At 70.7% G+C, this 15,390-nt stretch carries 12 protein-coding genes and 1 other annotated feature; of the genes, 5 read left to right on the top strand and 7 right to left on the bottom strand.

Annotated features, from left to right (window positions below; translation table 11 throughout):
• Window positions 1-264 precede the first annotated feature (264 nt).
• From SJY06_RS00060 to SJY06_RS00045, 4 genes are all read right to left on the bottom strand, one after another.
• Window positions 265-1,083 carry a SigB/SigF/SigG family RNA polymerase sigma factor gene (locus tag SJY06_RS00060; RefSeq protein ID WP_380163366.1) on the bottom strand — a complete coding sequence of 273 codons (819 nt, stop codon included), beginning with the start codon at window positions 1,081-1,083 and terminating at the stop codon, window positions 265-267.
• A gap of 719 nt (window positions 1,084-1,802) precedes the next feature.
• Complete coding sequence (locus SJY06_RS00055) at window positions 1,803-3,215, bottom strand: hypothetical protein (protein WP_380163364.1); 1,413 nt, start codon at window positions 3,213-3,215, stop codon at window positions 1,803-1,805.
• Window positions 3,212-3,583 carry a hypothetical protein gene (locus SJY06_RS00050; RefSeq protein ID WP_380163362.1) on the bottom strand — a complete coding sequence of 124 codons (372 nt, stop codon included), beginning with the start codon at window positions 3,581-3,583 and terminating at the stop codon, window positions 3,212-3,214. Before SJY06_RS00050 ends, SJY06_RS00055 begins: the two co-directional genes overlap by 4 nt.
• Window positions 3,584-3,991: 408 nt before the next feature.
• Entirely contained in the window at window positions 3,992-4,315 is a 324-nt protein-coding gene (locus tag SJY06_RS00045; protein ID WP_380163360.1) for a hypothetical protein, read from the bottom strand.
• Between the two features lie 234 nt (window positions 4,316-4,549).
• On the opposite strand from SJY06_RS00045, the gene SJY06_RS00040 reads away from it, so the two are divergent.
• The 3 genes from SJY06_RS00040 (at window position 4,550) to SJY06_RS00030 (ending at window position 7,399) form a co-directional block, all read left to right on the top strand.
• Window positions 4,550-4,948, top strand: coding sequence for a MobC family plasmid mobilization relaxosome protein (locus tag SJY06_RS00040; RefSeq protein WP_380163358.1), 399 nt, complete (start codon window positions 4,550-4,552; stop codon window positions 4,946-4,948).
• Entirely contained in the window at window positions 4,948-6,618 is a 1,671-nt protein-coding gene (locus SJY06_RS00035) for a relaxase/mobilization nuclease domain-containing protein (RefSeq protein WP_380163356.1), read from the top strand. Before SJY06_RS00040 ends, SJY06_RS00035 begins: the two co-directional genes overlap by 1 nt.
• Before the next feature lie 94 nt (window positions 6,619-6,712).
• Window positions 6,713-7,399 (top strand): hypothetical protein, encoded by a 687-nt coding sequence (locus SJY06_RS00030; protein WP_380163354.1) that lies wholly within the window; start codon window positions 6,713-6,715, stop codon window positions 7,397-7,399.
• Window positions 7,400-7,644: 245 nt separating this feature from the next.
• Here SJY06_RS00030 and SJY06_RS00025 read toward each other — a convergent pair whose 3' ends face one another.
• The gene (locus SJY06_RS00025) at window positions 7,645-8,880 is read right to left on the bottom strand and encodes an MFS transporter (protein ID WP_380163352.1); all 1,236 of its coding nucleotides are present in this window, start codon (window positions 8,878-8,880) and stop codon (window positions 7,645-7,647) included.
• Between the two features lie 93 nt (window positions 8,881-8,973).
• Window positions 8,974-10,283 (bottom strand): IS3 family transposase gene (locus tag SJY06_RS00020; protein WP_380163351.1). Its coding sequence is split into 2 segments (ribosomal slippage): window positions 8,974-10,004 and window positions 10,004-10,283, totalling 1,311 coding nucleotides; the frame shifts between segments, so codons are not numbered across the junction.
• Window positions 9,877-10,005, bottom strand: a sequence feature (AL1L pseudoknot). It overlaps the preceding gene by 129 nt.
• A 58-nt stretch (window positions 10,284-10,341) precedes the next feature.
• Between SJY06_RS00020 and SJY06_RS00015 the strand changes: the two genes are divergently transcribed.
• Window positions 10,342-11,688 carry a diguanylate cyclase gene (locus tag SJY06_RS00015; protein WP_380163350.1) on the top strand — a complete coding sequence of 449 codons (1,347 nt, stop codon included), beginning with the start codon at window positions 10,342-10,344 and terminating at the stop codon, window positions 11,686-11,688.
• A 319-nt stretch (window positions 11,689-12,007) separates the two neighbouring features.
• On the opposite strand, the gene SJY06_RS00010 is transcribed toward SJY06_RS00015, so the two are convergent.
• Entirely contained in the window at window positions 12,008-12,613 is a 606-nt protein-coding gene (locus SJY06_RS00010; protein WP_380163349.1) for a TetR/AcrR family transcriptional regulator, read from the bottom strand.
• A gap of 75 nt (window positions 12,614-12,688) precedes the next feature.
• Between SJY06_RS00010 and SJY06_RS00005 the strand changes: the two genes are divergently transcribed.
• The gene (locus SJY06_RS00005; RefSeq protein ID WP_380163348.1) at window positions 12,689-15,280 is read left to right on the top strand and encodes an MMPL family transporter; all 2,592 of its coding nucleotides are present in this window, start codon (window positions 12,689-12,691) and stop codon (window positions 15,278-15,280) included.
• The last annotated feature ends 110 nt before the right edge of the window (window positions 15,281-15,390 follow it).

Here is a 15,390-nt window from a genome sequence, read left to right as displayed (position 1 = left end):
GCGCCCTGGCGGTGACCACAGCCATGATCGCAGCAATCACGACAGCGATCACTACAGCAATGACCACGGCAAAGATGACGACGATCTGAACCGGTTCTTGGCCGGACCCGGTCAGAGATTACGATTGCACGTTGTCACGAAACGGCTGCGCAACCTACTGCTCGCACGTGGGACACGTGTCCGGTCTGCTTCTCGCACACAAGGACCCCGGTGTCCAGCGACTCCACCGTGCTGCGGCTCGCGACGGGCTACAGCTAGGGCAGCTCACACGTCGGCCGTCATGCCCTCCCTCAGCCGCTTCAACGCCCCGCTCAGCAGCCGCGAGACCTGCATCTGCGAGAGGCCGATCTCGACGCCAATCTCGGTCTGTGTCTTGTTCGCGAAGAACCGCAGCGCCAGGATCCGGCGCTCCCTGGGCGGCAGTTCCACGAGCAGCGCCTGCAGTGTCAGGCGGTCCGGAGCGCTACTGAGGTCGGTGTCGGTGTCGGGAACCAGATTGGCCCACGTGCTGTGCTCCCCGTTGGGCGGAGCGTCCAGGGAGACCGCGCTGTACCCGCTGCCCGATGTCACCGCCTCGATCACGTCGTCCACCGCGGCGCCCAGGTGCCCCGCCAGCTCGTTGATCGTCGGGGCCCGGTAAAGGTCCTGGGAGAGCTCGTCGGTGGCCCGCGCGATGCGAGGGCGTAGCTCCTGCAGGCGGCGGGTCGGTCGCACAACCCACCCGCTGTCACGGAAGTAGCGCTTGATCTCCCCGGTGATGGTGGGGATGGCGTAGCCCATGAACGAGGTCCCATGGCCGCAGTCGTAGCCCCGCACCGCCTTCACCAGCCCCAGGGCAGCGATCTGCATCAGGTCTTCGGTAGGAACGCCGCGGTCCCGGTAGCGGGCCGCCATCGACCGCGCGGCGGGCAGATGGAGCCGCACGAGCTCCTCCACCAGTTCTTCACGGGCACGCGGATCACGCGCCAGCGACAGACGTAGGAACAAGTCACCGGCGTCCGGGTCACCCCGGTGCACGCGCACCGCACCCTGCTCGTCGGGTGGGGTGCGGGTAGGTGAGCACGCAGTGATCGGCACGGTCATGGGCAGCCCTCGTCGCGGGCGGGAGCGCCTCAATGCTGAAGCGCGGTAATGGCCCAGGCCCAGAAAGGACCCGCCCGATATGTCTAGCCGCGTCGCGGACCGCTGTCGAGTCGTGGCCCACGAGTCGTTACGCCCTGGCGTCCGACCGCACGCCGTCGTGCTGCGCGCCCGGGCGCCAGAGCGTGTCCGATCCAGTGTGGACGGACCTGATCCGAGAGTCGGCGGATGACCGGTGTCACCCGCTCCGCTTTGACGCTGGCTGTGGCTCCTCACGCCGGCACGGTCGGGCGGTCCAACGCCCGCCTCGCTGCGCACCGTGTTCCCGTTACGGGCCGTACGGTCCGGATCGACAAAGCCACGGCGGTGGGACCAACTCAGGCCGCCACGAACGCGTGTCGCCCCATCGGGTGGGCCCGGATCAGACCAGTCGGCCCGAGGCCGAGTCAGTTGACACTGAACGCCCGGCTGGGTCCCGGCGAGCCCGCCGAGGATGGCGCCGCCAAGGGTGACCGCCGCCACGGCGAGGGCGGCGATGATGCCGCCGGTGGTGAGGTCGTCGGCGGAGCTCGAAGGGGAACCCTGACGCTCATGGTGGCGGTGCGGGCCGTGCCTGCCCGCCTAGCCACACCTGGGGGGTAGGGGGCCCGGGCGGACGCTTCGTGCCCGCACCGCGATCCCAATCCTCGCACCTGAGTGCTTCGCGGAGGAGAGGTCGAGGGTCACCGTTCCAGGTCGGTGGAGCGGGGAGTTCGTGAGGGAGCGGCCGGGCGTTCGGTGGCCCGGGGAAACGCCGGTGGGTGGACGGCGTAGCGCGGTGGCAGTCCCTGGCGGGCGGTGGCCAGCGCGACGGCGGCCGCGGTGTCAGGGAACGGGTTGACGCCGGCGGTCTGGGCGAGGGTGTGGGCGTGGGGGCGGGCGTCGACGAGGCGGTTCATGAGTTCGGGCTGCACCGCGGGCGGCGTACCTGGTTGCGTGCTGGGGCCGGAGGTCTGCCGGACCCAGATGGCGGTGGTGGCGCGCTCGTTGGGGTTGGGGACCAGCCACGCGCCGGTGCCGAGCTGCTGGCGGCCGGTGCGGTGGAGCGCGTCGACGACGTGGGGTTGGCTGCGGGCGATGGCCGCGGCGATCCGTCCGGCGTCGGGGTGTGTGGGTGGGATCTTCGCGACGTAGTGCAGCAAGGCGCGGGTCTGTTCGATGGCGCGGGAGTCGCTGGTGGGTTCGATGGTGGCCAGCTGGCGGCTGGCGGCGCCGGCCAGCACCGCGGCGTGCCGCCGGGCGGCGGCCGCGACGTCGGGGTTGGTGGTGAGGCGGGCGGCGTGCTCGCTGAGGGTGGCTTGGGCCTGAGCGAGCAGGACAACGTCGCGGGGGGCAATGACGCCGGCCCGGCCGAGCAGCTCGACGACCGCCTCCTGGGCGAGGGGGACGTGCACCGGAGCACGGACGGCCTCGGGCCGGGTCCGGGGATGACGCAGGGGAGCGACATCGGGCAGGGGTCCTTGTTCGGCGAGGTGGCGGGTCCGTTCACCGGCCGCGCGCAGTCCCTGGGTGGCGGCGCCGGCGTAACGGTCGGACAGCACACCGGGGGCGACGTTGAGCTGGGCCTGGACCGCGGCGGGCATGCGGGTGGCTGCGGCGGAGATGTCGGCGTCGAGCACGGCGAGGCCCTGGCCGATGGCCGCGACGTCGGCCATGACGGACCACGCCTGGTGGTGACGAGGTCGCGACTCGGGTGCGGCGTTGGCCCACTGCTGGTGAGCGACCATTGCGGCGCGGGCGAGGTCGTGCCAGAGCCGGGTGGGCCCGGGTGCCGGGTTGGTGGTGAGGACGTCGGAAAGCGCGACGCCGGGGGTGGAGGGGTGTCGTTCCAGGGCGGCGCCGAGAGCTTGGACGGGGTTGGCCTCGAGCTGGCGCAGCGTCAGCCATTCCTCCTTGACCTTCCCCTGGCGGTGGGTGAGGTCGCGGTGCACAGCGACGAGCAGCCGCACGGTCGCGGCGTGACTGGCCACGACCAGCGGAAGGGCGTCCGGGGTGACGGGTTCGTGGTGGTCGAGCAGGCCGGCGACGCGATGCCCGACGGCGTGCCAGGCCTGGGTCCAGACGTCGGGCCGGTTCGCGGCCGTCGGACTACTCACGGGGTCGCGCTCGGGGAGTCCGGGGAGCCGTCGGCACGGACCGCGTCGCGCAGAGCGCGCACTGCCAGGGCATGGCGGAGGACGACCGCGGGGGGTGTGTCGGGGCCGGGCTGGGTGACGAGCTCGCGCAGCGCCTCCACGACCTCGTGGGCCACGGCAGGCCACGGCCGTCCCTCGGAGTCGGTGGCTGTCGTCGGGGGGTAAAGCGGGCGGACGTCGACCAGGTCCTCGAACACCTCACCCAGCCGGATACGGACAGCTGTCGGCACGTCGGTGCGCAGGATCAGCCCGTCGAGCAGATTCAGCGCGCGCGACAGTGCGGGCGGCGGTGTCTGGGTCGGGATCGGTGTCGGCTCGGCGGTGCTCATGGCGTCTCCTCGTCGTCGGTACCTGTCGTGTCGGCGCCTGTCGTTCGTGCGGTCCTTCTGCCTCACCGGAGTGAGGGCCGGGGGTGGGGGGCGGAGCCCCGGCTGTTCCGACGCCGTCAGGCGTCGGGTTCACGTGCTGAGGGGGCCCGGCAGGGTGGCGATCTTGAGGGGGGTGCTGGTCTCACCGTCGTTCGGGCGAGGCGCAGCCTGACCACGGGTGGTGGTGGCCGGAGGAGGTGGGGCCTCAAGATGCTTCGAGCGGAGCGAAGCGGAGTACGGTTTCGAAGGATCTTGGGGTGCCTCCGTAGAGCGCAGCGGTGCCGCCGCCGGCCGTGGTGACCTCCGGTCGACCGGGCGACGGTGAGACACCACCACACGTGCCCAGCCGTGGTCGGGACCGCGGAAGGTTCAGCCGGCAGCGGTGTCGTCCGACGTCGATGTCGGCGCAGTAGAGGTGGATGCCGCGGCGCCGCGGCGGTTGCTTCGAGGGCGGCCGGGGGCTCGCTTGCTCGGTGCGTCGAGGCCGACCCGCTTGAGCTCGTCTGTGGTCCAGCCGGCCTTGAGGGCGGCCGTGTAGGCGGTGGTGTCGCCACGCTCGGCGTCTGACAGGGCAGAGCGGGCGTCCTCGCGCTTCTGGCGGGCCTCAGCGAGGGTGCGCACGGCAGTGACCTTGTCGTCGAGCAGGGCGCGGGCGGCAGCTGCGATGCGGTCGGTGTCGAGGGATGTGGTCATGGGTGTCACCGTACGAAGTGATGGCCGCCCCGCGCCAGACGCCGAAGGGCCGTGTTGTGGATACCCGGGAGCACGAGCGGGTGGGGACAGAACCCCCGAACGCTTTTGAGCGGAGCAAGCTATAAGTTTAGGTGCCCTAAACGGGCGTTGGCGGTGGACGCCACGCGACTGAGTGAGCACACTGGTGTGCACCCCCGCGAACGGGGGGCGCTGCGCTGGGCCGGGAGGACGACGATGAGCGAGACGCCGAGGAGCGCGTCGACGTCGAGGTTCCGACGTCGACGGGCCAACGAGCCCGGGGGCCGGCAGCACTCCCACCGGGTGAAGGTGACGCCGGAAGAAGAGGCGGTCTTGGTGCAGCTCGCCCTGGCCCAGGGCGTCACGGTGCCGCGTCTGCTCGTCGAGGCCGCCACGAGCAGGTCGGGGGAGTCGTCCACGGAGCGGCGGGCGGTCATCGCGGAGCTGCTGGCTGTACGTCGGTTGCTGGCGGCGGTGTCGAACAACGTCAACCAGCTGGCGAAGCACGCCAACTCCGGTGAGGAGTTCCCGGAGGAAGCGGCGGCGACGTTGCGGGCGGTGCGGCGGCTGGTGCCTCGCATTGACGCGGCCGCGGATGCGTTGGCCCGCCCGTGATGCCGAACATCACCCGGGGGGAGCGGATGGGTGGCCTGATGGCCTACCTGCAGGGCCCGGGCCGTGCGAACGAGCACACGGAGCCGCACCTGGTCGCCGGTGATCCGGCGGTGATGGCGTGGCACGACGACGCGGTCCTGGACCGGTCGACGGCGTTGGCGATCGCGGCGGAGCTGGACCATCCGCGGCGGCTGTTCGGGGTGGAGGTGGCGGGTGGGTCGGTGTGGCACTGCTCGCTGAGCTTGCGGGCGGAGGAGGGGCTGCTGAGCGATGAGAAGTGGGCGGCCATCGCCCACGAGTTCGTCGACGGGATGGGGTTCTCCGACGACACCCGTCAGGACGAGCACGGCGAGATGGTCGGTCGGGCGGGGTGCCGGTGGGTGGCGGTGCGGCACGGGGTGTCGACCAACGGCAACGACCACGTGCACATCGCCGTGTCCCTGGTTCGGGAGGACGGCACCAAGGCGTCGGTGTGGAACGACCGACGCACCGCGCAGCGCGTCGCCGGGGAGCTCGAGCGCAAGCACGGCCTGGAGGTGCTGGAGTCCCGCACGGCGGCGCGAGGCGCGCGGGGGGTGAAGCCGGCGGAGGTCGCCACGGCCCAGCGCCGCGGTGACGTGGAGCCGGCGCGGGTGGCGTTGGCGCGGGCGGTCCGTGCGCACGCGGGGGCTGCGGCGGACGAGGCGGAGTTCGTGCGTCGGCTGCGGCGCGCTGGGCTGCTGGTGCGGCCTCGGTTCGCGGCTGGCCGCGACGACGTCGTGGCGGGCTACTCGGTCGCGCTGCGGGTGAGCGCCAGTGGTGCGCGGGGCGCGGTGGGGGAGCGGCCGGTTTGGTACGGCGGCGGGCACCTGGACAAGGACTTGAGCCTGCCGCGGTTGCGGCGGGAGTGGCCGGACACCCCGAGCGGTGCGAGCGAGGCGGTGGCGGAGTGGAACGCCGGCCGCCGTGGCGCGCGGCCGGTCATGCCGGGTCGGGAGACGCAGGAGCCGGCGCCGGAGCTGTGGCAGGAGTACGGGCAGGGCATCGCCGCGCTGCGGGAGCAGCTGCGGCAGGTGCCGGTGTCGGACCGGGCGACGTGGGCGCACGTCGCGCACGAGACCGCCGGCGCGTTCGCGGCGTGGTCTGTGCGGGTCGAGGACACCCCCGGTCCGTTGGCCGAGGCCGCGCAGACGATTGCCCGGTCGGCGCACCTGCGAGCCGGTGAGGTGCACGCACGACGCGCGACGTCGGTGTCCGCGGTGAAGGGCACGACCCTCCTGCTGGCGTCTCTCGCGCGCGGGGGACAGGGGACCGTCGCCCAAGCAATCCTGCTGCGGCATCTGATGAACCTGGCCAAGGCGATCCACGACGCGCACCGGGCGACGGGCGAGGCGCAGCGCGCGGCGCAGATCGCCGCGGTGGCCCGGGAACAGCTGCGCCTGGTCCAGGCCGGCCTGCCCGCACCACGCCCCGGCACCGAGGTCTCTCGGGTCAGGGATGTCCCGGAAGCGGTGGCGGCGGACGCCGAGCTGGTGCGGTTGGCCCGGGCCGGGATGGCTCCGGTGGAGACCGCGCCGGCACGCGCGCCGGGTTCGCCCGTACCGACCAAGGCACCGACCGCACCGGACAGCACGCGGCCGCGGCGGCCGGTCGTGTCGCCGGCGGCGTCGACGAGCGAGGTCGAGCGGTAAGGGCCCGCCGGACGGGCCAGCAGGGGAGTCGGCGCGACCGCGCCGGCGACGGACTCAGGGAGGGGAACGGACGATGTCTCAGGACAGCGATGGGGTGAACGACGTCATGGACGGCGGTGCGCGGGTGGCGCTGACGCTTGCCGGTCAGGTGGGGGAGAGGCTGGCCCGTGCAAGGGAGCAGGCCGCCGGCGAGGCACGCGCTCTGGCCGACGACGAGGCGCGGGAGGTGCAGGCTCGCCTGGCGGCGGAGCGTGCCGCCGCGCGGGCGCAGCTCGCGCTGGTCGAGCGCGACGCCTGGTGGGAGACGGCCACCACGAAGCAGATCAGCGACGCGCTCCAGGTCGCCGTGACGTGGCAGGGGGTTGACCCCCAGGCCGCCGCCGCGGCCGCCGTCATCCAGCGCCAGGTTCAGCAGCGGTACGGCGTCAACGTCGACCAGCTGAACAGCCGGCCCGATCGTTCCGGTGAGCTACGCAGCGAGGCAGGTCGAGACGCAGCAGGGTCGGAAGGTGCTGCGGAGAGGACCGAGGCCGGGCGCATCCTCGCGGACGGCGCGCAAGGCGACGGGCTCGAGTACGACAGCCCCGCCCGGCGCCAGGAGCGGGCCGCTCGCTTGACCGAGCAGGGACAGGACCCCGAGTCGGTCGCCGCCGTCATGTCCGCCGACGTGTCACAGGCGCGGCCGGCTAGGGGCGCCGTCACAGTCCCGTCCACGAGAGCGTCCACCACCACCGCCGCCGCGCCAGCCGTCCGTGAGCAGCAGGTGGAGCTCGGCCGCTAGGTCCAGAGCGATGCGCGTTCTCCGGCTGTGCTGCTGGCCGGGCTCCGGATGACGCGGTTGAGCGGAACTGCAGACCGGACGGGCCTATCGGGACGGCCTTTGACGAGGCGACGGCACCTCGGAGGCCAGCCCGGGGGCGTCCGGTAGAGGGTCGTCTATCGGCACGACTCGTTCGATGAGCCTGGTCGGGTTCGTCAGCGGCGTGATGGCTGTGTCGTTCGACCCGCCTGGGCAGGTCGCAGGAGCTATGCGTAGGCGCTCGGCATGGCGGCGGTCCGGAAGGGCGAGAAGGTGAGGATCAGGGCCGCGGCCACGAGCCCGAGGATGCCGACGGCGATGACGGGGCGGTTGCCGTACGCGGTCGCCAACAGGCCGGCCAGAGGCGCGGCCACGGCGATGGAGCCCCAGTTGAGGGAACGGATGGTGCCGTTCATCCGGGCCCGCAGCCGGTCGGGGGTGACTGCGTTGCGGTAGCTCATGTCGAGAGGACCCTCGAGCCCGGCCCCCAGCCCATAGATCAGCTGTCCGATCACCAGCAGGACGGCGCCGATGGGGCCCGGCGGGGCAGTCAGCAGGAACAGGAACGCCAGAGGATGCAGCCAGTCCGCGAGCACGCACACGCGGCCGAGGCCGAAGCGCTCGGCCGCTCGTGGCGCGAGCCCAGCACCGACCACGCCGCTCACCCCGGCGCAGGAGAGGACGAGGCCGACCGTGAGCGCGTCCAGGCCGAGCTCCTCCGTCGCGTGGAAGACGAAGATCGTCATGATCGCTGAGTTGAAGAAGAACCACAGGTGCAGCGACACCGCGTACGGGGCGAGCACCCGATGGCGGTACACCCACGACCCGCCCTCTCTCATCTCACGCCAGAGGTGACGGTCGGGCTGCCGCCGCGGAACAGGCTCCTCCACCCGGATCGTGGCCATGAGGACAGCCGAGACGGCCTTGCTGCCCGCGTTGAACAGGATGGCCACGGGGGCGGAGAAGAACCTGACGAGGGCACCACCCAACAGAGGGCCGACCGCCTCGGCCGCCGTCATGCTCTGCTCGATGCGCGAGTTGGCTAACGGGAGCGACTCCATAGGCACGAGTCGCGGCAAGTAGGACTGGTGGGCGGCATGGAAGAACATCGATGCGGCCCCGACGAGGGCCACCAGAACGCCCAGCACGGGAACCGTCAGCAACCCGGTCACTGCCAAGGCCCCGATCGCCCCGGTCGCCAGTGCCGTGACGGTGTCGGACGCGATCAGCACCGGTCGACGGCGCATCCGGTCTGTCAGCACCCCCGCCAGTAGACCCATCGCCAGGGCCGGCGCCCACTGCGCCGAGCGTACGAACCCGATCTCCGCCTGGTTGGCAGACAGGGTCTGGATCAGAAGCAGCTGCAGGGTCAGGCCGAAACTGAAGGTGCCCAGCCAGGACACGGTGCCAGCGAGCCACAAGCGTACGAACGACGGATAGGCCAGCACCCCCCGGTTCGACACGGCGTCAGTGAATCAGACCAAGCCGGTCGAACATGGTGTAGCGGGACGCCGAGGTCACTTGGAGCTTGAACGGTCTACTGTCTCGCCCCGGGTTCAGTGGAGGCTCGGAACTGACGCCTCGACGGTAGTCGGGGCGAGGTTGGGACGGTCCTGCGTGTCGATCTGAGACCCATGGGCGGCCTCGTGCTGTGCCTCGAGCTCGGCGGGTGGGACGAGGCCGATCTCGCCGTGCAGGCGCCGGTGGTTGAACCAGTCGATGTACTCCGCGACGGCGATCTCGAGGTCGTCGATGGACTTCCAGGGGCCCTTGTTCCGGACCAGCTCGGCCTTGAAGAGGGAGTTGAACGCCTCGGCCAGGGCATTGTCATACGAGTCCCCAGTGGACCCGACCGAGGCGACGGCGCCGGCCTCGGCGAGGCGCTGGGTGTAGCGAACAGCGACGTACTGGACGCCCTTGTCGCTGTGGTGGGTCAGGCCGGTGACGTCCTGGCCGGCGTGCTGGCGTGTCCAGATCCCCATCTCCAAGGCGTCCAGGGCGAGGTCGGTGCGAAGGTTCTTCGACAGCTGCCAGCCCACGACCCGGCGACTGAAGACATCGATGACGAACGCTGCGTAGACCCAGCCGGTGAAGGTGCGGCAGTACGTGATGTCGGCGACCCAGAGCTGGTTCGGGGCCGTCGCGGTGAACGCCCGCTGCACGAGGTCTGGTCGGGTGTCCGGGCCGTCGCCGGGGACGGTCGTGCGCGGACCCTTGGCGCGCGTGATCCCGCGCAGCCCAGCGGCGCGCATGAGCCGTTCGACGGTGCAGCGGGCGACCGGTCGGGGCCCGTCGCCGCGGTCGACGACGTGACCTTCCCGACGCAGCTCCGCATGCACCTTCTTCGCTCCGTAGACGCCGTAGTTGAGCGCGTGCAGCGTGCGGATGGCCTCGGTCGTGACCGCGTCCTGACGGCTGCGCTGCGAGGGTGGCCGGACCTTGGCGGCGTAGTAGGTGCTCGGGGCGATCGTGACGCCGGCCTCGGTCAGGGCGGTGCAGATCGGCTCGACCCCGTGCTCGGTCTTGTGGGCGTCGATGTAGTCGACGATCACCGCTGTGGGCGGTCGAGCTCCGCCGCGAAGAAAGCCGACGCGCTGCGCAGGATCGCGTTCGTCCGGCGCAGCTCCTTGACCTCACGCTCCAGCTCGCTCAGCCGTTGCGCGTCGGTCGTCGTCGTGCCCGCGCGGGCGCCCTCGTCGACCTCGACCTGGGTGACCCAGCCCCGCAGCGTCTCCGGGTTGATGCCCAGCTGCTCGCCGATCCGCCTGCACGCACCCGGCCTGCTCGCCGGGTCCTTCCGGGCGTCGACGGTCAGCCTGATGGCCCGCTCCCGCAGCTCGTCGGGGTACTTCCGTGGTGCTGCCATGGCTCTCATCCTCCGTGGATTGAGAGCCTCCATCAATCCCGGGGCGAGACACTTGTGGATGCTCGGACTGGGCCTCGTGGTCGGTTCGGCATTCCCGCTGGTCCTGATCCTGATCGGGGTCCCTGCCCCGTTGACGCTTCGCCCAGCGTTCGTGCTGGCCTGCGTGATCGCCGGGGTGCTGCTGGCCTTGTTGAATCATGTTCTCGCCCGACGTGTGGTTGGCCGTCGCCTGACGGGCCTCTCCCAACAGATGCAGTACGTCAGCGCCGTGATCCGCGACGCCGCGTGGAGCGGGGACTGGGGCCGTTGCACCCCCGAGGAGTGCAACCTTCCCGTGGACTCCGACGACGAGCTGGGGACCGCAGCCAGGTCGTTCAACGAGCTGGTGTCCTCGCTGGCCGCATCTCGCCAGATCCAGCAGGCGAGCACCGACATGGGCCAGACCTTGTCCCGGCACTTGGAGCTCGAGGAGTTCGCTCCCTCGACCCTAAAGGCCGTGCTCACTCACGTGAAGGCTGCGGCCGGCGTCTTCGGCGTCGTCCGCGACGGCCAGCTCGACCTCGCCGCCACCCACTGTCTTGCGGGGCTCGCGCTCAACCAGGACATGGCCGTCATGGCGGCGATGGCGACCGAGGAGTTGGTATTCCTGGACATCGCTGCCGACGTCCAGATCACGGCCACGCTGGTGGACTTCCGACCCGCTCGAGTCGTCGTCCAGCCGTTGCGTTTCCACAACAACCCGGTCGGGGTGATCGTCCTGGCCTTCCAGGTCCCGCCGTCCGCTGAAGCGACGCGACTGCTGCGATCGTTCGCCACGCCCGTCGCAGTCGCCCTGAACAACGTGCTGACGCACGAACGGTTCCAGCGTCTCGCCGTTGTCGACCCTCTCACTGGTGCATACAACCGGCGCTTCGGCTCCGAACGCCTCGCCGAGGAATGGGCGCGCGCCGCACGGGGCGACAGCCACGTCGGAGTGCTGTCCCTCGACCTCGACCACTTCAAGGCGATCAACGACGACTACGGCCACCTTGCCGGCGACCGCGTGCTGCACGAGACCGCGACAGCCGTCCGAGCCGTCCTGCGCGAAGGGGACGTCCTGATCAGGACCGGCGGCGAGGAGTTCCTCGTCCTCATGCCCGGCGCCGGCACCGACGACGTCCACCGCATCGGCGAGCGGATGAGACAGTCCGTTGCAGCAATCCGCATCCCCCACGCCGACACCTGCATCACCGTCACGGCCAGCCTCGGCGGCGCGTCGACCACCGACACCAGCATCGACAGCTCGGATACCCTCCTCGCCCGCTCCGACGACGCGCTGTACGTGTCCAAACGCTCCGGACGAGACCGGCTCACCATGGCCACAACACCCCTGCTATCAACAACAGCATCGGGCTCTCCCAGCTGATCAAGTCAGCCACCGCTGATCGACCGACCAGCTGCGCCCCCGTCGGCACCCAGTGCCAGCGCTTGGCGTGGGTCTCTCGCCCTTCAGTTGGGGGTCAACAACCGCTTGTAGCCGTCGGCACACGCGTGCACGTGAGACGCAGCATCCGGTCCCGGCGTTCCGTCGCGAGCTCCACGGTCGTGCGTCGCCGGTCAGCGATCCCCCACCGGGCGGCGCGCTCGGGGCTTCCATAGCCGGGTGTTTGCGTCGGCGGACCGCCGGGAGGGCAGCGGTGTCAGTGAGGGGTCGACTGCTCAGACCCGTGGTTGGTAGGGGCTGCTCAGTTGCTGATGGGGTCGCCCAGGGCACCGAGCACGCAGGCGACGAGCAGGCGTTGGCCGTCGGCATCGATGGTGTCAACGGGTGCGTGGGCCACTACCCAGGTCCGCATTCCCGTGGGCAGGCACCCAACGGCGCAGGCGGCCCGGACCAGGGCATGGGAAGGATCGCTGTACTGTCCACCGGCGATCAGGCCCTCGGCGAAACGGTGAGCCAGGGTGGCGGGTAGTCCGGATCCTTGAACGTGCTCGGACAGATGCTCCAGCACGCTGGGATCGTTGATCACTCCCACTCGAGGAGCGACCGTCGACAGGAGTGCGACCAGCTGGGTCACGAAGTCGCGCCGGCCCGCGGGGGTGCTCAGCTCCGGTTCAGCGGAAAGCAGGCTGTCGGCCCCGCTGAGCACCGGTTGGACGAGGCTCTCGAGGATTTCCCCCTTCTCCTTGAAGTGGTAGTACACGGCCGCCTTGCTCACGCCGAGCTCCACCGCGATGTCCCGGATCGAGGTGGCCGAGTAGCCATGGTCGGTGAACCTGCGCAGAGCGATCTCGAGGATCCGACCGCGGGTCCCGCCCTGATCGTGGTCCTGGGACGGACTGGCCATCATCTACCTCCTTGACGACCGACAAGTAAGTGAGTCATGGTGACTCTACCGCTGGTTCTCTCCTTGGGATGGTCTCGCATGTCCGTACTGGCTCGCTTCGCCGTCGCTCGACCATGGTTCGTGATCGTCGTGTGGGTGCTGGGCATCTTGGGGGCACAGGTTGCGGCGCTGCAGGTCGGCAGCGACTACCGCAACGAGTTCACCCTGGAGGGCACGGACTCCCAGGCGGCGCTGGACGTACTGGAGTCGCAGTTCCCCGACGCCGCGGGAGACAGCGACCGCATCGTGTGGCAGGTCCCGGACGGTGCCCTCGCTGACGACGCTACTGCGGCGCAGATCCGGACCCTGCTGTCGGCGGTCAGCGAGGTCGAGACAGTCGGCGGCGTGAGGGGCCCGCTGGCCCCCGGCAGCGACCAGCTGCCGCCGGCTCAGCTTCAGACGCAGATCAGCGAGGACGGCACCATCGCCTACGCGACCGTTCAGTACGACGGGATCGCCGCCGAGCTGCCGCGCGAAGACCTCCAAGAGGTCGCCGACCTCGTCGCCGAGGCCGACGAGGCGGTCGGTGAGGACGTCAGCGTGGCCATAGGCGGCCAAGGCGTGGCACGCCTGAGCGCCCCGGAGATCGGCGCCACGGAGATCGTGGGGATCGCCTTCGCCGCGGTCGTCCTGTTCGTCGCGTTCGGGTCCCTCGTGGCGGTGTCGCTGCCCATCGCGTCCGCGATCGCCGCCCTGGGCCTCGCGCTCGGCGTCATCGCGCTGGTGAGCAACGTGTGGACCGTGTCGGATGTCGCGCCCGTGCTGGGGGTCCTGCTCGGGCTCGGGGTCGGGATCGACTACGCACTGTTCATCGTCAACCGGTTCCGTGGACAGCTGCTGAGCGGCAGCACGGTCCAGGATGCGGTGATGCGCGCCATGACGACCTCGGGACGGGCGGTCGTCTTCGCGGGCGTGACCGTGGTCATCGCCCTGGCCGGCGTGCTCGTGCCGGGTATCACCTTCCTCAACGGACTGGCGATCGGCGCAGGTATCGCGGTCCTGGCGACCATGCTCGCCGCGGTGACCCTCCTGCCTGCGCTGCTTGGTCTGCTGGGGGCGAGGACGCTGTCTCGCGGGGCGCGTCGGAAGCTCGCCGAGGGACATCGCATCGACCAGCACGCATCTGCGGGGTTCGCGGCTTGGGCCAGAGGGGTCGCCCGGCGGCCGGTCCTGGCCGCCGCGGCGGGCGTGCTGTTCCTCGGAGTCCTCGCCGTCCCGGTCGCGGACCTTCGTCTGGGTGTGGCCGACCAGGGCAACGATCCCGACGGGACGACGACGAAGGTTGCTTACGACCTGCTCGCCGATGGCTTCGGACCCGGTTTCAACGGCCCCCTCATCGTCACCGCCGACTACTCCGGGGCCACCACGACGGCCGACGGAGACGGTGACGCCTCGACCCAGCCTCCAGAAGGCGGTCCTGGCAGCGCGCCGATGCCGCCTTCGGTGGCCGGGCTGATCAGCGACCTCCAGGCCGACGAGTCCGTGCAGCAGGTCATCGGGCCCTTGCCCGCCCCAGACTCCCCCGTGGTCCTGCTGCAGGTCGTGCCCGAGTCCAGCCCCCAGGACGAGGCGACGTCCGAGCTCATCGACCGGATCCGGGGCCCCTACGCGGAGGAGGCGTCGACGCAAGGCGTCGAGGTCCACGTCGGCGGCGCCACCGCGACCTTCGACGACTTCGCCCAGGAGATCACCGACGACCTGCCGCTCTTCTTCGGCCTCGTCATCGGAGCCTCCGTCCTGCTGCTCGTCATCGCCTTCCGAAGCCTCATGATCCCGCTCCTGGGCGCGGTGATGAACCTGGTCTCGGCCGCAGCAGCGTTCGGGGTGATCGTCGCGGTCTTCCAGTGGGGCTACCTCGCCGACATCGTCGGCGTCGGAGAAGGCGGACCGATCGAGCCGTTCATCCCCATCGTGCTGTTCGCGCTGCTGTTCGGGCTGTCCATGGACTACCAGGTCTTCCTCGTCAGCCGGATCGCCGAGGAGTGGCAAGCCCGGAGAGACAACCGACAGGCAGTCCGCATCGGCCACGGCGAGGTGAGCAAGGTCATCCTCGCCGCCGCCTCGATCATGGTGTTCGTCTTCGGCGCATTCATCTTCGGTGACTCACGGACCATCAAGCTCATCGGACTCGGGCTCGCCGCCGCGGTCCTGCTTGACGCGCTCGTCATCCGCCTCACGGTCGTCCCGGCCCTCATGCACCTGCTCGGACGCAGCAACTGGTGGCTGCCCCGCTGGCTCGACCGGATCCTGCCCCAACTGTCCATCGAAGGCACTCACCAACCTGAGGCCGAGGCCGACGCCACCGCGCCCGCACCAACAGCAGAGATCGAGGCCCCCGGCAAACACGTCGCCGGCGCCACCCCCGACAACGGCGTCAACGCGCCGCGCGGGCGCAGTCGATGGGACGACGGCTACACGGAGGGCTACGCCGATGCGATGCAGCAGCGTCACGACGACGGATACAAGACCGGCTACGAGACCGCGGCCAGGCTGGACGGTGACCAACGACACCGCGCCGGCTACGAGAAGGGCTACCAGCAGGCCCTCAGTGACGACGCCACCCCACCCCACTCCTCGCCAGCTGCTACCCGGGCCCAGGACGCCACGATCGGCAAGACTGGCACGACCTGATCCCCGAGCACGTGAGAGGCACGGGTCGCGCAGGAAACCCCTGCTGAGGCCGTGAGCGGCCCGTAGCCTCAAGGCCCGCCACGGCGCCGACCGTCCCACAGACGATCCTC

Origin of the sequence: Jannaschia sp. R86511, from assembly GCF_042466345.1 — a bacterium.
In the GTDB taxonomy this organism is placed as follows: domain Bacteria; phylum Actinomycetota; class Actinomycetes; order Actinomycetales; family JBBAYJ01; genus Aquipuribacter.
The sequence above is the reverse complement of the archived record's forward strand: the minus strand, read 5'-3'. Positions and strand labels throughout refer to the sequence as shown.